Source organism: Paenibacillus sp. J2R1T-4, from assembly GCF_059692235.1.
Map to the genome: position 1 here is coordinate 87,315 of NZ_JCAUBA010000013.1, position 20,056 is coordinate 107,370.

General features: G+C 45.9%; 22 protein-coding genes. 21 read left to right on the forward strand and 1 reads right to left on the reverse strand.

Going from position 1 to position 20,056, the window contains the following annotated elements; genetic code table 11:
- The first annotated feature begins 18 nt into the window (after positions 1-18).
- From AC58QD_RS20985 to AC58QD_RS21020, 8 genes are all read left to right on the forward strand, one after another.
- Positions 19-570, forward strand: coding sequence for a cob(I)yrinic acid a,c-diamide adenosyltransferase (locus tag AC58QD_RS20985; protein ID WP_497336892.1), 552 nt, complete (start codon positions 19-21; stop codon positions 568-570).
- A 131-nt stretch (positions 571-701) separates the two neighbouring features.
- Positions 702-1,028, forward strand: a complete 327-nt coding sequence (locus AC58QD_RS20990; protein ID WP_497336894.1) for a hypothetical protein — start codon at positions 702-704, stop codon at positions 1,026-1,028.
- Between the two features lie 121 nt (positions 1,029-1,149).
- Positions 1,150-1,929 (forward strand): peptidylprolyl isomerase, encoded by a 780-nt coding sequence (locus AC58QD_RS20995; protein ID WP_497336896.1) that lies wholly within the window; start codon positions 1,150-1,152, stop codon positions 1,927-1,929.
- Between the two features lie 26 nt (positions 1,930-1,955).
- A complete protein-coding gene (locus AC58QD_RS21000; protein ID WP_497336898.1) occupies positions 1,956-5,024 on the forward strand; it encodes a peptidase domain-containing ABC transporter in 3,069 nt (1,022 codons plus the stop codon).
- A 161-nt stretch (positions 5,025-5,185) separates the two neighbouring features.
- Positions 5,186-5,845, forward strand: coding sequence for a TetR/AcrR family transcriptional regulator (locus AC58QD_RS21005; RefSeq protein WP_497336900.1), 660 nt, complete (start codon positions 5,186-5,188; stop codon positions 5,843-5,845).
- A 2-nt stretch (positions 5,846-5,847) separates the two neighbouring features.
- Positions 5,848-6,219, forward strand: coding sequence for a DUF4180 domain-containing protein (locus tag AC58QD_RS21010; RefSeq protein WP_497336902.1), 372 nt, complete (start codon positions 5,848-5,850; stop codon positions 6,217-6,219).
- A gap of 59 nt (positions 6,220-6,278) precedes the next feature.
- On the forward strand, positions 6,279-6,929 hold the full coding sequence (locus tag AC58QD_RS21015) for a formylglycine-generating enzyme family protein (RefSeq protein WP_497337058.1): 651 nt from the start codon (positions 6,279-6,281) through the stop codon (positions 6,927-6,929).
- 276 nt (positions 6,930-7,205) lie between these two features.
- Positions 7,206-8,087, forward strand: coding sequence for a hypothetical protein (locus AC58QD_RS21020; RefSeq protein ID WP_497336904.1), 882 nt, complete (start codon positions 7,206-7,208; stop codon positions 8,085-8,087).
- A gap of 93 nt (positions 8,088-8,180) precedes the next feature.
- On the opposite strand, the gene AC58QD_RS21025 is transcribed toward AC58QD_RS21020, so the two are convergent.
- Positions 8,181-8,840, reverse strand: a complete 660-nt coding sequence (locus AC58QD_RS21025) for a TetR/AcrR family transcriptional regulator (protein ID WP_497336905.1) — start codon at positions 8,838-8,840, stop codon at positions 8,181-8,183.
- A gap of 281 nt (positions 8,841-9,121) precedes the next feature.
- On the opposite strand from AC58QD_RS21025, the gene AC58QD_RS21030 reads away from it, so the two are divergent.
- The 13 genes from AC58QD_RS21030 (at position 9,122) to AC58QD_RS21090 (ending at position 19,973) form a co-directional block, all read left to right on the forward strand.
- A complete protein-coding gene (locus AC58QD_RS21030; protein WP_497336907.1) occupies positions 9,122-9,964 on the forward strand; it encodes an SDR family NAD(P)-dependent oxidoreductase in 843 nt (280 codons plus the stop codon).
- Entirely contained in the window at positions 9,961-10,974 is a 1,014-nt protein-coding gene (locus tag AC58QD_RS21035) for a zinc-dependent alcohol dehydrogenase family protein (protein ID WP_497336909.1), read from the forward strand. Before AC58QD_RS21030 ends, AC58QD_RS21035 begins: the two co-directional genes overlap by 4 nt.
- A 31-nt stretch (positions 10,975-11,005) precedes the next feature.
- Positions 11,006-12,181, forward strand: coding sequence for an SMP-30/gluconolactonase/LRE family protein (locus AC58QD_RS21040; RefSeq protein ID WP_497336911.1), 1,176 nt, complete (start codon positions 11,006-11,008; stop codon positions 12,179-12,181).
- Positions 12,178-12,591, forward strand: a complete 414-nt coding sequence (locus tag AC58QD_RS21045) for an SDR family NAD(P)-dependent oxidoreductase (protein WP_497336913.1) — start codon at positions 12,178-12,180, stop codon at positions 12,589-12,591. The genes AC58QD_RS21040 and AC58QD_RS21045 overlap by 4 nt, the downstream gene beginning before the upstream one ends.
- Before the next feature lie 286 nt (positions 12,592-12,877).
- Entirely contained in the window at positions 12,878-13,156 is a 279-nt protein-coding gene (locus AC58QD_RS21050; RefSeq protein ID WP_497336915.1) for a hypothetical protein, read from the forward strand.
- A 352-nt stretch (positions 13,157-13,508) separates the two neighbouring features.
- Positions 13,509-14,384: an ABC transporter ATP-binding protein gene (locus tag AC58QD_RS21055; protein WP_497336917.1), complete on the forward strand. Its 876-nt coding sequence runs from the start codon at positions 13,509-13,511 to the stop codon at positions 14,382-14,384.
- A complete protein-coding gene (locus AC58QD_RS21060; protein ID WP_497336919.1) occupies positions 14,381-16,513 on the forward strand; it encodes an ABC transporter permease in 2,133 nt (710 codons plus the stop codon). Before AC58QD_RS21055 ends, AC58QD_RS21060 begins: the two co-directional genes overlap by 4 nt.
- Entirely contained in the window at positions 16,510-17,193 is a 684-nt protein-coding gene (locus AC58QD_RS21065; RefSeq protein WP_497336921.1) for a hypothetical protein, read from the forward strand. The genes AC58QD_RS21060 and AC58QD_RS21065 overlap by 4 nt, the downstream gene beginning before the upstream one ends.
- A 19-nt stretch (positions 17,194-17,212) precedes the next feature.
- Positions 17,213-17,764, forward strand: coding sequence for an RNA polymerase sigma factor (locus AC58QD_RS21070; RefSeq protein WP_497336923.1), 552 nt, complete (start codon positions 17,213-17,215; stop codon positions 17,762-17,764).
- Entirely contained in the window at positions 17,757-18,560 is an 804-nt protein-coding gene (locus tag AC58QD_RS21075) for a hypothetical protein (protein WP_497336925.1), read from the forward strand. Before AC58QD_RS21070 ends, AC58QD_RS21075 begins: the two co-directional genes overlap by 8 nt.
- A gap of 23 nt (positions 18,561-18,583) precedes the next feature.
- The gene (locus AC58QD_RS21080) at positions 18,584-19,279 is read left to right on the forward strand and encodes an ATP-binding cassette domain-containing protein (RefSeq protein ID WP_497336927.1); all 696 of its coding nucleotides are present in this window, start codon (positions 18,584-18,586) and stop codon (positions 19,277-19,279) included.
- A gap of 132 nt (positions 19,280-19,411) precedes the next feature.
- The gene (locus AC58QD_RS21085) at positions 19,412-19,684 is read left to right on the forward strand and encodes a type II toxin-antitoxin system Phd/YefM family antitoxin (protein ID WP_497336929.1); all 273 of its coding nucleotides are present in this window, start codon (positions 19,412-19,414) and stop codon (positions 19,682-19,684) included.
- Positions 19,671-19,973: a type II toxin-antitoxin system RelE/ParE family toxin gene (locus AC58QD_RS21090; RefSeq protein ID WP_497336931.1), complete on the forward strand. Its 303-nt coding sequence runs from the start codon at positions 19,671-19,673 to the stop codon at positions 19,971-19,973. Before AC58QD_RS21085 ends, AC58QD_RS21090 begins: the two co-directional genes overlap by 14 nt.
- Positions 19,974-20,056: the final 83 nt, after the last annotated feature.

Genomic DNA, 20,056 nt, shown 5'->3' on the forward strand with positions numbered 1-20,056 from the left:
TAGAGGAGTGCGAATGAAATGAAAATTTACACAAAAACAGGAGACCAAGGGGAAACCAGCCTTGTTTACGGGCAGCGGGTGTCAAAGCATTCGCCGCGGGTCGAAGCTTATGGAACTTGCGATGAAGCCAACTCCCTGATTGGTTTGGCACTTGCCTTACTGCCTCCGGGCGAACAGGTAACCGATATTCTACCAATCTTTCAAGTCATCCAAACCAAACTCTTTCATGTGGGGGCCGAACTGGCGACACCTAACGGCAAAAAAGTCCAATGGCCCATTGTGGAAGAGGATATTGTGTACCTGGAAGAACAGATTGACAAGATGGAGGCTCAATTATCCCCTCTATCCACTTTTATACTCCCGGGCGGACATGGAACCGGGGCCGCGCTGCACGTGGCAAGGACAATTGTACGCCGTGCAGAGAGAAGGATTGTTCAGGTTCGAACGGAGGAGGCGATTAATCCGGTTGTAGTGAAATATGTAAATCGACTTTCCGATTTCCTATTCGTGGCGGCGAGATACTTGAATCATCGGCTTGGTTCCTCGGAACAAACCTTGCATCAACCATAAACATGCCGCCCATGAAAGTTGTGACAATTTGTAACCTTGTATGGTAAAATGGAATATATTGCATCTTGAGAGCGTGGAACGTTTGTCCGCCAATCGAGCTGGAAAAGTCTAATAAATGGGAGTGATTAGCGATGTCCAAAGACAAAGAGGCAAAAGACTTTCAGCTAGACGAACTGGAAAAGCCGTTGACGGAGCAGGAAATGAAAGAAGCCACTGGAGGAGCGGCAGCGACTCCGCCGGTGCTCGCCCCCGGACTTCACGTACAAGTTATAGATGGCCTCATCAAGGTAAGCAATCCAGGCGGTTCAAGCAATTTCAGTGCAGGCCAGTTTGGCTATATGCCCGCTATGAGCAAACCGCCTGTAATTGTTCCATCCAACCCAGGCATCAAATTCACCCCACCACCCCAATTTCAACAAAGCTCAACCCCAGGTAAGAAACCCGTGGGTCCGAACTAAAGCGCAAAGACACAATCAGCATGCAGCGATGAATTCATTCATGTTCAATCAGGTAGTCGATACGAAGAAACCTAACTGTCGTTAGGTTTTTTCAATTTCAACGCGAAGAGGGGCTAAGGTTATGAATGCTATGGAACTTGTAACGTTCAGCGTGAACGGGACGGAATCGCACCTGCGCGATGTACTGAAGCTTGCCAGCATGGAGGGCGGTTTTTCCGCGTTCGAAGACAGCATTCGAAGGGCCGTAACGCTAGCATTTGCCGAAGAGCACAAGATCCCGGTCGATGAGCAGGAATGGAAAGCGAAAGCTAACGAGTTGAGGCAGCAACGGGGACTATACAGCGTGGCGGAAACCTTGGAGTGGCTTAGTCGGCGAGGTTTGACGACGGCCGATCTGTTCGAGACGGCCAAAGCCCATCTGCTGACGGAGAAGGTGAAGCGACTCGTGACGGAAGATCGGATAGATGCCTGTTTTCTGGAAAATCGGCTTTCCTTTGATACAGCTAACGTTTCTCAATTGGTCATCGGAAGTAGAGAGCAGGCGCAAGAGCTGCTCTTTCAGCTGGAGGAGGGCGAGCCGTTCTATAAGCTGGCGCAGACCTATTGCTTGAACAGCAGCAGCAAGTATGACGGCGGTTATGTCGGGTTGATTAGCCGAGCCCAGTTGAGCGGGGAAGAGGAAGCATCCGTTTTTGGTGCGGAAGCCGGACAGACGGTGGGGCCATTTCCGTTCGGTACTGCCTATCGGCTGCTGCATGTTTGGGACGTGATGCCGGCTTCATTAACCGAGGAAATTCGGCTCAAGCTTGCCGATTGGCTATTCGAAGAATGGCTGAACGAAGCCATACAGAATTCGGAAGTCGATGTTAAGCTGTGGCGCTATCTGGCAGAGCAGCAATAGGCTGATCGTTTGGGAGGGGCACGGGAATGCTAGATTTGCATCATATCATTTTGGATACGATCCCTATTTTTCAGGTGCTGTCCCCGCAGGAGAAAGAGGAGGTCTTCGCTTCCTTTCAGCCGATTTCTTACCAAATGGGAGATACGATCATCCAGTCCGGGGAACGAGGCGATTCGTTCTATCTGATCTTAACGGGCAAAGTACGGATGGTCGGCAAGGATCAAGATGGCAAGGAGTTCAACTTCGGCTTAATGGAAGCCGGCACGCATTTCGGTCTGGAGGCGCTGCTGAAGGAGGAAGTCCAAGCTCATACGCTGAGGGCGTCAACGAAGTTGGAACTGCTGAGGTTGTCCAGAACTGCGTTTATACCTATTATCGACTCGCATCCTGAATTGAGGGTGTATTTGCTTGAGCAATTAGCCGATGATGCGATGCGTATCTTTTTGAAAAGGACGACGTTGTTAGCCCCGCTGAATCATCAGGAGCTGCGCTCGCTGCTGGATCATATGGTCATGAAGGAGTATACCCCTGGCCAAGCTATCGTCAGCGAAGGGGAGGTGGGGGACGCTTTCTATATCCTTCGTTCAGGCACGGCTTCCGTTCTGAAGGAAAGCGAGGGAGGTCGGAAGCTGAATACGGTTAAGGCAGGAGAGTTCTTCGGGGAGCTCGCGCTGTTGACCGGAGATCCTCGCAAGGCCAGTGTTGTGGCGGATGAAGCCGTTTCCGTGTTCTGTCTGGCCAAGGACGATTTTGACAAGTTAATAATGAAATATCCGAAAGTCAGGGAGACGATTATCGGGATTGCATCCGCATATTTGCAAAATGCGGATGCCTCTCGGCATACGGAAACGAACGTGACCGTGGAAGTTAACGCAGATTATGCTTCCACAGGCGATGCGGAAGAGGCTGAGCAGGAGAAGCGGCAGCGATCCGGCGGACGAAGAACTTGGCGCCTATGGAGCCGGTTCCCGGTGCACATTCAGCAAAGTGAGTTGGACTGCGGCCCAACCTGCCTTTCTATGATCGCCCAGCACTACGGCAAACGTCTGAGCATTCATCGGCTAAGAGAGCTGGCTCAAGTAGGCTTGGAGGGAAGCACGTTATTCCATCTCGTCAAAACCGCGGAATCAATCGGCTTTCAAGCGGAAGCGGTCCGCAGCAGCATGAAGGGGCTGGCGGAGCAGACGCTGCCGGCGATTGCCCATTGGAAAGGCAATCATTATGTGGTAGTCGTCAAAGTAGACGAACGGAATGTGACTGTGGCCGACCCGAGTATCGGGTTATTGACTTATTCGCATGAGGATTTTCTGAAGGGATGGACACTGAACGCAGTGTTCTTGAAACCTTCCGAAGCTTTCTTCGTGCAAGAGGAATCGAAACCTTCATTTCGGCGCTACTGGGCGTTTTTTGCTACCCGCAAGCAGGCGCTGTTCCATCTCATATGGCTGACCTTGCTGCTGCAGGTCATTAACCTGGCGCTCCCGCTGTTCACACAAAGGGTGATCGACCGGGTGCTGATTGGGCGGAATTATGAGGACCTGAACTTCATGGTGATCGTCATGTTAGGCGTCTCTTTGCTTACCCTGCTCGTTCAATCGATCCGGGAATGGGTCATTGCGGGTACGTTTATTAAAATCGACATCGACATGATCATGAGCTTTTATCGGCATGTGTTCCGCTTGCCTATGCGTTACTTCGCCACGCGGAGAGTGGGCGACATCTTGACGCGCGCCGGGGAAAATCAAGTCATTCGTCATTTTCTCGTCACGAACAGCATGAACGCCGTGCTGAATGTGATGACGATTGTCGTCTACATAGGCATTATGTTTATGTATAGCGCTACGCTGGCCTGGATTGCGCTGGCGTTCATTCCCTGCTTCATTGCACTAACTCTGATCGTAACTCCGCTTATGAAGCACAACAGCAGGAAGCAATTCCAAGCCGATGTCGACTTGCAGAACGCGCTAGTCGAAACCATTGGCTCCATGCGTACCGTGAAAGCTCTCGCGGCCGAAGATGAGGTAAGGAAGGAAGTAGAGGGCAAGTTCCGTCAATCGACTTTCGTGCAACTGAAAGGTTGGAGAATCGGCATCTTCTCTGGTTCCGTCGCCACGGTGTTGCAAACCTTAAGCAGCGTAACCGTGCTGTATGCAGGGGCTGAATTTATTATCGGGGAGAAGCTGTCCGTAGGGGAATTGATGGCGTTTAGCGCGGTCTATGCTCTCGTTACGAATGCGGCGCTGGGCTTGATCGGGATGTGGGACGAATTTCAAGGCGTGCGGATTGCCTTGGAGAGGCTTGACGATGTTTTCGAGACAGAGGAAGAGGAAGTCGATGCGGACCGGCTAATAGCGCTGCCGAAGCTGCGGGGAACGATTGAATTCGATCACGTCTCGTTTCGCTACGATTCCGAAGGGAAGAATGTGTTGCAGAACATTTCCTTCGACGTGGCTCCGGGCCAGACGATTGCGATCGTCGGTCGAAGCGGTTCAGGGAAATCGACCTTGGCCAATTTGCTGCTCAAGCTCTATGCCCCAAGCAGCGGGTCGGTTCGCATCGACGGGCACGACTTGAAGCGGGTGAAGGCCGCTACTCTCCGTAAGCAAGTCGGAGTCGTCCAGCAGGAAGCGGGACTATTCAGCGGAACGATTCGTGACAATATTGCTTATCAAATTCCCGATGCTTCGATGGATGAGGTGATGGCCGCTTCCATGCTTGCGGGAGCGCACGAGTTCATTATGACATTTCCGAACGGCTACGCTACGCAGGTAGGGGAGCGGGGCGCAAGCCTGTCCGGCGGGCAGCGCCAGCGGATCGCCATTGCGCGGGCGCTGATCGGCAATCCGCGCATTCTTATATTCGATGAAGCGACGAGCGCGCTCGATAATGATTCCGAGAAGACGATTCAGCGGAATATGAGCACGATACTAAAGGATCGAACGACCCTCATCATCGCGCATCGACTGAGTACCATCCGACATGCGGACCGGATTCTCGTGCTGGATCAAGGGGTTATTGCAGAGTCGGGTACTCATGAACAGTTATTGGCCTCTAAAGGGCTTTATCACATGCTGGTTAGTCAACCGTTGGAATAGCTCGACCATCCATAATAAGTAACGCAGCCAATTTGGCTGCGTTTATTTGTATGGCAGATTCTTGTTGAGTGAACCCGGGCGGGTTTGACAAAATGGTAAAAATTAGGTACACTTTATTTATTCTGACCGTTCAGTATAAATAAATAGAACAAGGTGAAATAATGCCCAAACTGGGAATGGAACCAAAGCGCCGAGCAGATGTCATAAACGCCACGTTAATGTGTATTAGCGTTTACGGGATTGATGGCATGACTCTGGATAAGGTTGCTGAATATGCGGACTGCTCAAAGGGAGTGGTCACTTATTATTTTAAGAATAAGGATAATCTGACGATCGAATCCTTCAAGTCGTTCATGGCCTACTATGGTCTAAAGATACAATCAGAGATTATAAACACAATGACACCCGGGGAAATGATTGACGTTACTTTGAAACACATATTACCGCCATACCAGGATGACACGGAGAAGAAGATTAATGTTTCACAGCTTGATGGAATTGAAAATATGTTTATCCCGTATGAAGATCAAGCAAAGCTCTTTGTACAGTTTTTTTCGAAAGCTGTGTTGGATCGCAATTTGCAGGAAGTAGTATCCAAGAGTTATCTGGCTGATCTCCATGGCATAGCAAAGATATTCGATTACGGTAACATGACGGGACATATGTCTGTAAAGGATTCGCAAAGCGCTGCCTATGGGCTGCTAGCGATGGTAGTAGGTCTAAGCTTCTTTAGAGTAGCGAACATTCCGCCAATGAATGGCGAAGATAACCGATACATTGGTGAGGATTATGTCAGAAGGTTCAACAAATTAGGAGGGTGATTATGAATATAACGAAGGTAGAAGTAGTAGGTGGGGGAGATATTGCCGTCGTGAGCAGCAGCGAGATATTAATTGTGGATGTTCAGACAGCATTGGATTTCATGGCAACCGTACAATATGAAGCAGGCTGCGATCGTATTGTTATAAACAAATCCCTATTAAGCGAAAGCTTTTTCGATTTGAAAACACGCCTTGCAGGCGAAATCCTTCAGAAGTTCATTAATTATCGCACGAAGGTTGCTTTTATTGGAGATTTCTCTGTGTATAGAAGTAAAAGCTTTCAAGATTTCATCTATGAATGTAATAGCGGCAACGATTTCTTCTTCTTGCCGACTGAACAACAAGCGATCGAAAAGTTAAGCATGTTGAAGTAGAAGATGGAACGGGAGGAAGCTAGGTGTCAGAAGCACGGCGTAGTCAGGCTGAGTATCCAATGGTGAACATTCCTGCAGGTGAAATTGATTTAAGGGATGATCGAAAAAAGACTAAATGGACCGTAGAGGTGAATTCTTTTTGGCTTGCACCGGTTCCTGTTACGAATGAGTTATATTTCTCAATATTGCAAAAGACTGTGGGACCTAATGACCATCCTCGGGTTCCGGTTGTGGAGGTCTCATGGAAGGATGCCATTCTCTTTTGTAATTTGCTATCTCAGCACTCCGGTCTAAAGGAATGTTACTCGGTAAGTGATGATGGTGAGAGTGTCGTCTGTAATTGGGGAGCGGATGGCTATCGTCTTCCTACGGAAGCGGAATGGCAGTATGCGTGTAAAGCAGGAACAACGGGGTATCAATACGGTGAGCTTGATGAGATAGCTTGGTATCAGGGGAATTCTGAGGGCATGGTCCGTGAGGTGGGTAAAAAGGAGCCGAATGCGTGGGGGCTCTACGATATGTTAGGCAATGTTTGGGAGTGGTGTTGGGATCTATATGATGTGAAAGTATACGGCTCCTACCGAGTTTTCCGCGGTGGAAGCTGGGCGGAAGAGGCTAGGGGCTGTGGAGCGACGTGCCGTCGCCGCAGTCATCCTACCTTTCGCATCGATGATCTCGGCTTTCGTCTTGCTCGGAACGCACATCGCTGACAACGGTGGCTTCGATCCCCCTAGGCTTACATAACAAAGAAGACCAATCCTCCAACGGTTGGTCTTTTCGGCGTAAGCTAACATAAGTGCAAAAAGTAAAGCCAAACGGACAAAGACTTTCCCCCATTTTCTGAGTTACTATACACCATAGTAGGGTTTAAAGCCGAGAGGCTATATGGAATTTTGGGAGGAAGAGCATATGAAGGAGAAATCTAATGTTACCAGGTTCGTTGGTACATGGCTCGGAACAGACCAGCAAAAAGGGGGATGTAGTCTATGATGCATACACCGGACAATAACGACAATCGGTACACGTTCCAATTTCCAGAAACTCGTCTTATTCTAGGGGCGGACAAACAGCGTCATGGTATCGTATCCCTCCGAACGCAAGAAACCTCGGGTGAATTGATCAGGGAACCTTATTTCGGACTTAATGTTTACCGTTTGATGAGTTCCGGGAAGTTGATGGGCGTAGCCCGGTACGAACCCTTTCGGGTGACTAGCTCTGCAGGTAACCGGCTTGTCCTGGAATGGGAACCGCAGGATGTTCATCCTTGCAATATGATCGCTAGCTATGAAGCAATCAATGAGTTTGTCGTGGATTTCACCTTGTCCGTGGAAGCGCTGAAGCCGTTGGAACGTTATGAAGTCTCGATATCCTCCTATTTTGATTTCTCATTGGAACCCTATGCCGTTATCTCTTCTTGGCCGGAGAAAAATGACGATGCCGATATGAGATTAATTAAAATGGAAGATCACCCATATATTAAAGGCCATTACTTTTGTTTGCCGCGTGATCAGCAGGCAGCGCATATCCGAACGGACGGCAGGTGGGCAGATCCAGGAACTGGCCGAATGATCGCCCATCATGTAATTGGACCTTGCTACGGAAGACCGATTGCTATTATGGCCAGCAAACAGGAATATGTCGTTCAGATGACCGATCCTGATCATTGTCTTGCGATCGATGTGACTTATGCAAGTAAGGATACAGAGGATAATATAATGCAACATAACGCGACCTATCAAAATTTATTCGGGGACAACTTGCAAGCGGGTGACAAAAAAAGTGCAAGGATTCGTCAGGTGTTGTGCAAGGGTGAGGTTAACTTGTCCAACGTGCTAGATTTGTACAATGAATTTCTTAGTTCGTTATAAGTAGATTCGAACAGCAAACGTCAAATAACCCCCATCTTTCAAAAGTTGGGGGCTATTTGACGTTTGCGGAGGAGCACGCATCTGAATCTACCGTTAGCTGCTCTGATCTGGCAACAACGAGCTGACAATCAGTGACAACGTTTGCCTGTATACCGCATGGGCTGATTGCACATCTCCCAAGTGTCCACCCATGTAGAGATGAATAACGCCGTGCAGCGAGGCCCAGAATATACGGACAACGGATTCCGTGTCATACTGGCCGGGGAGAAGTCCTTGCTCTTGCACATTGTTGATCACGGTCAATAATTGCCGCATGGCTGTTACCGTGCCATGCATGCTTTCCTCGTCCGGTTTGAAATCGGCGAAGGCCCCTCCGAACATCAGCTTATAATAGCTGGAGTAACGCTGCCCGAATTGCCAATAGGTTTCGCCTATATTCAGCAAATGCTGTGTTGGATCGGCAGCCTGCGGTGTCCCCTCGAGTTCGTTAGCGAGAAGTCTACAGCCGTCCAGATACAGCTGCTGAGCCAAGCCCTCTTTATTGACAAACAAGCTATATATGATTTTTGTCGAGCAATCCATTTTTTGTGCTACCTTACGCACCGTAACAGCTTCCGGGCCTTCTTCTTGCAAGAGCGTTGCCGCAGCATCAACAACGAGCTTGCGGAGATTTTCAGTATTTTGCAACCGAGCTTCTTGGTACGTTTTTAACATTCGTGTGTTTGCATTAGAGGAGATATCTTGGTCACTCATAATCATCACCTTCAGTTCTCGTGTTTTCATAAGGAAACAAGGTTTCCTTACTCTCTTATCAGGAATTCTATATAGTTCTTGGACGGTTGTCAATGAGACGTTGGAGGTTCAAAATATAATATTTGACTTTCTAAAAAAGAGTGAATACAATGAATCCTATCGGAAACAGTGTTACCAAATAAAACGGTAATTTTAAATTTTCTTGGTAATCGGTAATTACTTAATGTTTTGGTAACAATGTTACTAAATTATAACATAGTATCTGAAAGGAGAGTAGCGCTATGACAATTCAAGGGAAATGGGCGCTTGTCACGGGAGCATCTTCCGGTATTGGAGAGCAATTCGCGAGACAACTGGCCAAACAAGGCAGCCATTTGGTACTCGTGGCCCGATCAAAGAGCAAGCTTGAGAGCCTGGCATCAGAGCTTATTAAGATGTATGGCATCCAAGCAGAGGTTATCTCTATGGATCTTGCGAAGGAGGGTGCACCTAGCGAATTATATCAGCAATGTCGACTTTTGAAAGTGGATATTGAACTGTTGGTCAACAATGCAGGATTTGCTACACATGGCTTGTTTGAGGAAGTGTCAGGTGAGCGTCAACATGAAGAAGTTATGCTCAATGTCGCCGCTGTTGTAGATATGACCCACTTGTTCTTGCCGGACATGCTGCGCAAAAGCTCAGGTGCAGTTATCAATGTTGCTTCAACTGCCGGATTTCAACCGCTTCCCTATATGGCTGTATATGGGGCGACGAAAGCTTTTGTCTTGTCGTTTACTCAAGCGTTATGGTGGGAAAACCGCAACCGCGGTGTCAAATTCTTCGCACTTTGTCCCGGTTCGACGGACACCAGTTTCTTTAATGTCGTAGGAGCGGAAGAAGCATCCGTCGGAAAGAAAGACACTCCAGAAAGAGTCGTAGAAGTCGCGCTTCGCGCGTTGAAGGATGGGAAACTGTATGTCGTTCCCGGTGTGCAGAATTATCTCGGGGCGCAGTTATCGCGATTCATTACACGTAAGCAAGGTCTTCGGCTTGTTGGAAGCATGCTTCGTCCGCGTACAGGATCCGGCAATAATAAGAATCTGGGTAATCAATCTGATCTTGCAGGGAGGACAATTCGATGAAAGTGATACAACTGACTAACGGCTTCGGCTTTGAGCAACTGGCCTTGGCGGAACTCGAAATACCAACGCCGGGTCCTCATGAGGTGCTGATCCGCATGAGGGCAGCTTCTCTCAATTACAGGGATCTAGTGATTCTAAGCGGATTAATGCCAATCGAAATCAAATTTCCCTTCATTCCGTTATCAGATGGAGCGGGAGAAATTGTAGCCGTTGGCCAAGGAGTAACAAGGTTTCAGGTCGGACACCGAGTAGCGTGTAATCTGCAACAGCGATTCATTGCCGGCAGCCCAAGAGCAGAGGTGTTAAGAGACAGTCTGGGAGGTCCGTTGAACGGAGTGGCGGCCGAGTATGTCGTCCTGCATGAAGACGGAATTGTCCCTATTCCTGATCACCTCACTTGGGAGGAGGCTTCGACCTTGCCGATCGCAGCATTAACCGCTTGGAGCATGCTAATTGAATACGGTGGTTTGCAAGCGGGTGATACTGTACTGCTGCAAGGAACAGGGGGTGTCTCTATTTTTGGGCTTCAGTTCTCTCTTATGGCCGGAGCACGGGCCATCATTACTTCGAGCAGCAATGCCAAGCTGGAACGAGCCAAAGCTCTCGGAGCATGGCAAACGATCAACTATTCGGAAGTGCCTGATTGGGATAAGGCAGCGTTAGAGTTGACTGGTTGCGGTGTGGATCATGTTCTGGACGTTGGCGGAGCGGCAACGATGGGGAAATCCATGAATGCGCTTCGCACTGGAGGGACCTTGAGTATGGTCGGGTTTTTATCGGGCTTGACCATTCCGGAATACGATGTCACCAGCATCTTGCAGAAAGCTGCAACTGTGCGAGGCAGTCAAGTCGGCAACCGAGATCACTTTGAAAAGATGAATCGAGCGATTGCCCATCATTGTTTGCATCCCATCATCGACCGTGTATTCCCTCTGGATCGAATAGGAGAAGCATTCGCGCTCTTGGCTGAAGGGAAGCAATATTTCGGTAAAATCGTAATCCAAATCTAAAATCACGCTTAAATGACAAGGAGGCACTCAAATGGCCAATACATCAATTCGCTCCGTCAAATCTACTGAAGGTGTGAATCGTTCAAAACGTTCACCGCATAAAGTGCGCAGAGTGGGGCTATCGCTGCTTGCGGTGCTCTTACTTGGAATAATCGTTTTCTTGCTTGTACCTTCACCTATCGAACCGACAAAATGGATCGCGCCGGCAGCCCCCTCTTTTCAGGAATCGGGTCCATGGATACAGAACAACAAACTCAGCTCGGCTCAGCTAGTTACTGATGCCCCTCGATTCCCGGAATTCATAACATTCGATAAGGAAGGCCAGCTATATACAGGAGATTCAGACGGGAAAATTTACAAGGTTCCATTCGATGCAAAGGGCAACCCGCAAGAGGCCCAAGTGTTTGCAGACACCAAAGGAACGCCTAATGGGCTTAAATTCGATGCCAATGGCAATTTGATCGTAACTGATATCAAGAGGGGACTGCTGTCTGTGACTCCATCCGGGAACATAGAGGTATTGACCGACCAAGTGGACGGCAAGCCGATCTATCTAGCTAACGAACATGATATTGCCCGGGATGGCTCGATTTATTTCTCCGACACATCGAACTACGGCCGCGTAACTTTCAAAGAAATTGCCGAGAACAAGCCGCATGGACGGTTGCTGAGGTATGATCCAACAACCAAGCAGACGACCGTCCTGTTAGAAGGTCTCTATTTTGCGAACGGGGTTGCCTTGTCGGAGGATGAAGATTTTGTGCTTGTAGCGGAATCGTATCATTATCAGTTGACCAGATACTGGCTCAAGGGTCCAAAGAAAGGTACAGCTGATATTTTCGCGGACAATCTCGCAGGCTTTCCTGACAACATTACGCGTGATGAGCAAGGTCAATTCTGGGTCGGCATCTTCACGACTCGCATTTCTTTTGTAGATCAAATGCATCGCAGCCCTTGGTTGGCCGATATTATGGCCAAACTGCCGGAGTCGCTGCTTAGCGGGGCAAGCGCACCTGCGAAGCATGGGCTTGTTGCGAAGTTCAGCCCGCAAGGAGAGCTTGTCGAAAGCTGGCACGATCCGGAAGGCTCACTATATGGCGTAACTACGGCTGCAAGCCATAACGGATATTTATATATAGGAACGGCACCTGGAGGCAGCCAGGGCGTTCATCGCGTGCTTCTAACACAGAAAACAAATGGACGTTGATTACTGGTGCTTCTTCGGGCATAGGTGAAGCATTTGCGCATGAATTTGCAGCAAGAGGGAGCCACTTGATTTTAGTCGCTCGCTCGGAAGCCAAACTGAGTGCTTTAGCAGAGAAGCTACAAATAGAACACGGTATTCAAACGCAGGTGATTGCTTCTGACTTATCTCAAGAAGGTTCCCCAAACAGGCTCTTTCAGCAATGTGTGGAGCGTGATCTGAGCGTTGATATTCTTATTAATAATGCAGGATTCGCTACTCATAGGCTTTTTGAACAACTGTCTGGCCAAAGGCAGCATGAAGAAGTAATGCTCAATGTATTGGCGGTTGTAGTTACCCATTTAATTTTACCAGAAATGTTGAAAAGGAAAAGCGGAGTTGTCATCAACGTAGCTTCAACAGCAGGATTTTAACCTCTTCCTAATATGGCCGTATATGGTGCGACTAATGCTTTCGTATTATCATTTACACAGGCTCTATGGGAAGAAGATCGAAAACGCGGTGTACAATTTCTTGCGTTATGGGTTTTTTCTTTTTCTTTGAAGGAATTTTTGGGCAAACAAGTACGGAAGGCCTTGTTGGAACAAGCCGATTGACGACGAGGTTTGAAATGATGTATAGCGGTAGGCGATAGTCAGCCGTTAGGTTTTATTGCCTTTATGGTATAATGGTAACAGTAATCGAAAGGCGGTGTTATTCGTGGGCGTGAACCGTGAAGAATTGAAACGTATGATTGACTATATACCCGAGCAGGATGTAGCGGAAGTGTTTGATTTTTTAGGTAAATTGAACTTGAAGCGGGAGCGCGAAGACGCACAAGGAATAGACCTGAAGGCACTTTCGGAGGATCAGAACCTCATTCGTCAGGTGCAAAAAAGCCGTGAAGACCGTAAGGTTGGGCGCGTTTACGACCAACAAACAGGATTGGATTATTTGCGTTTGAAGGTCGAGGAGTTTGAGCGTGGACAAAACTTATAGGGTACACTGGTCACCGTCGGCTTTGGAGGAATTGGCAGGTATCCTCGCCTATCCGCCCGAAGTGAAGGAAAGGATTTTTCAAGATTCGTTCGCCTTGTGTTTGAGGTTAACGAAGAGGAAGCCATTGTCTGGATAGATGGAATTAAGCATAAACGAGAAAATGTTTACTGGAAACAGAAATAAAATGATTCCTAGCAAAATTATGTAGACCGTTCTTTCACAGAGCGGTCTTTTTTCATGCCTTTTTTCAAACAACCCCTCTAACGACCAAAATAACGCAACCTGTACGAAACAATTTCTTTCCCCTATTCGTGTTAAGGTTAGAAATATGATTATTGGGAGAGAGAAGCTTATGTACAATATTCAAATAGAAGGATTAAACAAATCCTATCGAGGCTTTCAAGCGTTAGAGGATATTCATCTGCATATTGGAACAGGCCTATTCGGTCTTCTTGGACCCAATGGTGCAGGCAAGACGACTTTGATGAAAATCCTTAGTACGATCCTTCCTTATAAAGATGGGAAAGTTACGATATATGATTGTGATTTAGCGGAGGAAGGAGATAAGGTTCGGGGGTTACTTGGTTATTTGCCGCAACATTTCCATGCTCCAACACAATTTACAGGCAGAGAGTTTTTACATTATGTGGGGTCGATGAAAGGGTTGACGGATCATCAGGAAAGACTCAACCAAGTGGAACGTGTGTTGGAGGAAGTCAATCTTCAGCCACAAGCTGATAAAAAAATAAAAAGCTTCTCTGGAGGAATGAAGAGACGGCTAGGAATTGCACAAGCGTTACTCGGAAAGCCCAAGTTAATCATTCTGGATGAGCCGACTGCAGGACTTGATCCATCCGAACGAATTCGATTCCGTAATGTGATCGAGAAGCTGAGTAAAGATTATTCCATCCTGCTATCCACCCACATTATTAGTGATATCGAATCTAGCTGTGAAAAGCTGGCGGTATTAAATAACGGCAAAGTTCTATATCAAGGAACGACCGATGGCTTGGCGCAAAAAGCAGTAAATTATATCTGGGAGTTTCAAGTGCCATACGCTGAATATGACCATGTTGAAAGGGAACACTTGATTATTTCCAGTAGAAGGGAAAGGAACCTTGCAGTCTTCCGAGTGATTGCGAAAGAACCTCCGCATGTTCATGCCGAGGCCGTCCAACCGACAATTGAAGATGGCTATATGGCAGTGATTAATGGGGTGATTACATGAGCATGATCAAACTCATTTATCACAATGAAATGCGTCTATTATATCGCAATAAATATTTAGCTCTCCCACTTCTTATCATAATGATTTGTTGGGGTTATGTTATTTACTCGTACGAAATTCAACCTATTCATTATCAAGAGCTTGCGGGTGTTTTCTATAATAACTTTGTGTGGATATTAATGTTAACGCTGTTAATGGTGGGATTATTTGCCGTCTATATGGCTCGAAAAGATCATGAAAGTGAATTCGAACTTCTAGTTGTGACCTATAAGGTGAGTAATATGGACTGGGTAGTTGGTAAATGGTTGGTTACCCAAACCTATGGACTTTTTATCACAATCATTACGTTGCTAATTCAAGGGGGATGGTTTTTAAGTGGAAGTATGGGGTTGGAACAATGGATCCAACACCTGGTATACCTCTTTTTTCAAGTGGAAGGGGCATTCTTTTTACTCATTTCCTTCGGATTTGTGTTCGGGATTTGGATCCCCAATATGCTTGCTTATATGTGCATGCCAGCTTTATTGGGCGTAATGATCTTGCTTCAATCCAATAATTACGGGTTCGCCTATGTCAATCCAAGGGTAGGCTTATTATCCCTTTATGATTCTATGTTTATCGGTTCTCCATTTGAGGGAATATGGGGAATCCATGCTGCGTTCGAAGGCGCGATCCTGCACCAAATGGCCGTAATCATGCTAGGTATTATTGTGATCCTTGCAGCGTTCCTGCTGTTTCATCCCAATCGCAGGTTGAAGGTGGAAAAAAGCATTGCGCTTACTCTGATCATCATTCTAGTGATACCTACTGTCGTGTTGAGCGGAATTCGGTATGCATCCTATAATAGCGCACTTGAACAGTTCGTTCATACTGGACAGCAGTATTTATTGTCAGGGGAGGACAGGTTTCTACTTTACGGTCCACAATCCGATTACAAACAATATGATTTTTCAATGGATCGTACGAATCTGAACGTCCAGTTTCCATTCGACAATCAGATTGAAGTCAATAGCCATTTATCGATTAAGTATAACGGGAATGCACCGGTTAACGAGGTCTATCTCACCTTACATCACCAATTGAACATAACGGATTGCTCGAGCGATGGGGAGATTACTTGTTCACGGGAAAAGGACTGGCTAGTTGTTCACTTTCAAGACGGGATTGAACCCCATGAACAGTTCGACCTAAACCTGAATTATAATGGGAATATGAAGCAATATCGTCTCGATGGCCTGCTGCAGCATTCTTTTATCGAGTCCGATCGGATGTACCTTCCCAAAGAGGCTGGTTGGTATCCGTTAATTGGCAAACGATATTTGGCGAAAAGTACAGACCTTATACCCGGTAATCCTTATGTGCAATTTGAGCTGAGGAATGGAGGACTTGTTGAGGAGCATCCTACTGAATTCAGCGTGGAAATCTTGAACAGACAAGATCAAGTTCCCATTGCTTTGACGATACCTCGAGTACAAGATGGCTTATTTAAAGGAATCTCTCAATACGGATTGTCCCTGATCGGAGGGAATATCAAGGAAATAATGGTCGATCAGACTAGAATAGTTGCTCATCCCGATGTTCTGAATGGGGCCCGAATTACGACTGAGACGTATCTGAAGTGGTGGAATTATATAGAAGAGTGGCTTGAAGTTCCAGCAGCGCCAGAAGTGATCTATATGTTGAATCATGATCATAAGTATCTTACCCAGTATACGCCGAGTCGGGAGTTTAAAGCTTGGAGCGTCTATGACAACAAGGGGTATGTGGATGATACGGTTATGGCCTATCGTTTAGTTAATGATCTTATCAATGAACATCCATCATTGGGTGAGGATGTGCATTTGCTGCAAAGGGCGATGACATGGATATTACTCAGTCATTTTGAGGTTGAGACTGGATTGGATCGATTTGAGGACTGGTATATTCAAGAATCCCTTCAATCCCAATCTGAATTGCCTATAGAATTAGCTACTCTAGTAGACATCCTGAATCGTTATGAGGAACAAGGTGAAGCACAATTCCAGCAAGTTGTTAAATACCTTTTTACACAATACGATCAACTAGAAGATAAAGCTGAATATGACCTGGAAGCTGTACTAAAAATGTATACAGGAGAAAGAAGCCAATGAGCGGCTTGTCGATTAGATTAAGACTTTGGTTGAAGCTTTGGTTTACGTCCGTGCATGCCATTGTCGTGATGCTGCTCTTTCCGCTTGCCGTGTATTTCATTTATAGTTCTTTATCGGCTAGAATCGGTTCCTTAACAAGTATGATCTATGAACAAACAGCGACGCTTATCTTTGTGATTATTTTACAATGGTGCTTCTCTATTGATTTCGATTCTAAATTTTATGGCCAATTGATTACTTACCCTATTCCAAGATGGAAGCTAATTGTTGAAAGATTGCTAGTATCATCCCTCATCTTTATCGGTTTATTGTGCTTCGTCACGATGTTGTTGACGCCTTTTGCTGGCAGTTTTATTTGGAAAGGCCTTCTGTTCTCTATCCCCGTTTATATTGGGCTGGGTGGGATTGTAGTCTTGGCTACGGTAATTGGAAATCATTCTCTTGGCGGGCTTTTTGCGGGATTGGTTTTTTGGATGATATCATTAAATGGTGGTGCGTTATCGCTGTATGTAAATCCGGTTTTACTAGAATTCCCCCATGTTGTTGAATATGTGAGCGGTAAAAGCCACTTATTGTTAATCGATAATCACTGGATTTTATATAATAGATTGTCGTATATCGGCCTCGGAGTGTTATTAGCTGTGTTAACTATTATACAATTCAATCGAAAATCAGTATGACAACAGGGAGGGTACAGGAATGCAAGACGAAGAATATATGAGCCAGCTGTCATTCGGCAATGACTCGGCTCTGGATGCACTTGTTTTCCGGTATCATAAACCCTTGTATGGATATGTATACCGGTTACTACAGGATGAAAAATTAGCAGAAGACATTGTTCAGGAGACCTTTCTTAAAATTTATCAACAAGGAAAAAAAGGCTACGTCCCCGATCAGTTCAAACCATGGATGTACAAAATAGCTACAAATAGTTGCAAAGATTACTGGAAGAAAGCCTCTACACAACGGGAGTATTTCACGGATAAAGAAATAGAAGAAAAAGGGCAAATCCATCACATCATCGACCGCCAACTTGAACGGAAATGGATGATAGAATCCTTGAACCAACTATCATTTGAATATCGCTCTGTTCTTTACTTGCGATTTTATCAGGATTTGAAGTATGCCGAGATTGCTTTGACATTAGATCTTCCAATCAATACTGTAAAAGTTCGAATATCGCGCGGATTGAAATATCTGGAAGGAATAATAGAAGAAGATGATAGAAAAGGGGTGGGGGTAAATGAGTGAAGACCAGGAGCTATCACGTTTGGAAAACGAGTGGAAAAACCGTTTAAACCGCTTCACAACCCCAGAGCCAACTAGAGAGCAAACAATCCATTTGATTGAAAAAATTAAAGGGGTTCATGATATAAAACCAGTAGATTTACGGGCTGAGCTCGAAGCCAATCAAGCTGCGCAATCTACGTCTTCAAAAATGGTGAATTTGGTCCTGTCCCAATGGAATTTTTATGGTACTAGCAGTTGGTTGCTAACAGGCATCGTGATGCTCTTATTGACCATTATGATCAGCGTGAGTACGGACAATGAAATGACTGGCTTCATGGCGTGGATGAAGTGGATTACACTCGTAATGATTGCTGTAATGTGTTACGCATTCCGCTCGAGGAATGAAGGGAATGACATCCTCGAAAAGTTAAGCTATTATTCCTTGGTTCACCAAATGTTTACTCGGTTTATCATCGTAATGGGTTTGCAAGTAGCGATGATGTTGCCACTAAGCTTTATAATTCTTGGGAAATCATATTCCCTCTTGTATTTATCGGGTTCCTTTACGCCTATTTTCTTCTTTGGAGTGGTCGGGTTTATAAGTACAATGTGGTTGGGACATAAGGCAGGTGTGATCCTCACCCTATTCGTCTGGTTTGGCCAAGTATTATTCGATCAGCAGCTCCGATCAGCCTCTATGTTTCAGTTACCTTGGAATGAACATTTCTTATTAATGAACGTTGTCATTCTGGGACTTTCCAGCTTATTGCTCAGCAGCCTCTTATTAAGGAATTATGTAGCGAGGGACAAACAATGAGCTTGAGGATTACTTTGAACCACGTGGAATATACGAAAGATGCCGCCAAACTCATAAACGATATTAGTTGTACGTTTACTACAGGAATTACGTATGTGGTCGGAAGAAATGGCGCGGGAAAAAGCTCACTCTTAAAACTCGTTGCTACTGCAGTTAACCCGGATAAAGGAAACGTTACTTATACAAAATTAATAAGTGAAGATAGAGCAGGAATGTATCGTAAGCAGTTAAGTGTCGAAGAAGTTAGAACCATGATCGGATTCATGCCCCAGCACTTTACCGGTCATTCGGATATGACAATCGAACGGTACTTGACCTACATGGCGTTTCACAAAGGAATTCCTCACAGCCTTGTAAAATCTATAATAGAGAAGTGGCTGAAGGAGAGCAGTTTGTATGAACTCAAAAGGAGAAAGCTGCGGACTCTCTCAGGGGGGCAATTGCAAAAGGTAGGCTTGATTCAAGCTCTCCTAAATCAGCCTCGGATTTGTATTCTGGATGAACCATTCGAAGGATTAGACAATCAAGAAAAGTCATTTTTTAAACGAACCATCCATAGGCTTTCTTTTCATAGCATTATCATAATTAGCACACATTTACTTGATGAAATAGAGCAATCGGAAAAGGATAGCCTCTTGTATATAGAAAACGGGAAATTGTGTTTGTATGGCGGAGTGGATGAAGTTGATAAAATATTGGAATTATTTGAGGAGATTTAATGGTATCCTACATGGAGAGCCATCGATGGCAGCGACACTGCTGTGAAAAATACGCATAATATGGTGCGTAATTTACTCATTTTTATGCTAAAATAATACTAAAGAGATATTAAGCCGAAGGAGTGAACGTTTATGCCGACCATTCGACCCATTTCAGATCTGCGTAATAACGCGAATGAGATTTCTGAATTTTGTCATAGAGAACGTGAGCCTGTATTCATAACCAAGAATGGTACAGGTGATATGGTGGTCATGAGTATCGAGGAGTATGAACGTCAGCAAGCCTTGCTCGAACTATACAGTAAGCTGTCTGAAGCCGAGGCGGAAATTGAGAACGGCGCTGTCGGAGAGGACTTCTTGGAAGTTTCCCGGAAGTTGAGGTCAAACATTCGTGGGAAAATATAAGGTGCTGATTTTTCCTGCCGCGAAGAGGGATCTACAGGAGATCATCGATTATATTAATGAACAATCATCCTCTGATGATTTCAGACTGTATGATGATATTTCGGATCAGATTGTATCACTTGCAGAATTGCCGTTCCGATATCCTTTGATCAAGAATCCAGTACTTCGGTTGAGGGGTTATCGCGTTTTGGCAGTGCATAGATATCTGGTATTTTACGTGGTCAAGAGTGAGGTAGTGCAGATCAGACGTATTTTGCACGGAAAAAGACATTATGATCTGTTATTGTGAGCCAGGCACGAAACGGCAGATTCGACACATGTGGAGTCGGTCAGTGTTACTTTAATGGGCGGGGGGATTAAAGTCCCTCGCTT

Bases quoted from the DNA above. Each gene is read 5' to 3' on its own strand.
- AC58QD_RS20985 (WP_497336892.1), top strand. From the start codon at position 19: ATGAAAATTTACACAAAAACAGGAGACCAAGGGGAAACCAGCCTTGTT.
- AC58QD_RS20990 (WP_497336894.1), top strand. From the start codon at position 702: ATGTCCAAAGACAAAGAGGCAAAAGACTTTCAGCTAGACGAACTGGAA.
- AC58QD_RS20995 (WP_497336896.1), top strand. From the start codon at position 1,150: ATGAATGCTATGGAACTTGTAACGTTCAGCGTGAACGGGACGGAATCG.
- AC58QD_RS21000 (WP_497336898.1), top strand. From the start codon at position 1,956: ATGCTAGATTTGCATCATATCATTTTGGATACGATCCCTATTTTTCAG.
- AC58QD_RS21005 (WP_497336900.1), top strand. From the start codon at position 5,186: ATGCCCAAACTGGGAATGGAACCAAAGCGCCGAGCAGATGTCATAAAC.
- AC58QD_RS21010 (WP_497336902.1), top strand. From the start codon at position 5,848: ATGAATATAACGAAGGTAGAAGTAGTAGGTGGGGGAGATATTGCCGTC.
- AC58QD_RS21015 (WP_497337058.1), top strand. From the start codon at position 6,279: ATGGTGAACATTCCTGCAGGTGAAATTGATTTAAGGGATGATCGAAAA.
- AC58QD_RS21020 (WP_497336904.1), top strand. From the start codon at position 7,206: ATGATGCATACACCGGACAATAACGACAATCGGTACACGTTCCAATTT.
- AC58QD_RS21025 (WP_497336905.1), bottom strand. From the start codon at position 8,840: ATGAGTGACCAAGATATCTCCTCTAATGCAAACACACGAATGTTAAAA.
- AC58QD_RS21030 (WP_497336907.1), top strand. From the start codon at position 9,122: ATGACAATTCAAGGGAAATGGGCGCTTGTCACGGGAGCATCTTCCGGT.
- AC58QD_RS21035 (WP_497336909.1), top strand. From the start codon at position 9,961: ATGAAAGTGATACAACTGACTAACGGCTTCGGCTTTGAGCAACTGGCC.
- AC58QD_RS21040 (WP_497336911.1), top strand. From the start codon at position 11,006: ATGGCCAATACATCAATTCGCTCCGTCAAATCTACTGAAGGTGTGAAT.
- AC58QD_RS21055 (WP_497336917.1), top strand. From the start codon at position 13,509: ATGTACAATATTCAAATAGAAGGATTAAACAAATCCTATCGAGGCTTT.
- AC58QD_RS21060 (WP_497336919.1), top strand. From the start codon at position 14,381: ATGAGCATGATCAAACTCATTTATCACAATGAAATGCGTCTATTATAT.
- AC58QD_RS21065 (WP_497336921.1), top strand. From the start codon at position 16,510: ATGAGCGGCTTGTCGATTAGATTAAGACTTTGGTTGAAGCTTTGGTTT.
- AC58QD_RS21070 (WP_497336923.1), top strand. From the start codon at position 17,213: ATGCAAGACGAAGAATATATGAGCCAGCTGTCATTCGGCAATGACTCG.
- AC58QD_RS21075 (WP_497336925.1), top strand. From the start codon at position 17,757: ATGAGTGAAGACCAGGAGCTATCACGTTTGGAAAACGAGTGGAAAAAC.
- AC58QD_RS21085 (WP_497336929.1), top strand. From the start codon at position 19,412: ATGCCGACCATTCGACCCATTTCAGATCTGCGTAATAACGCGAATGAG.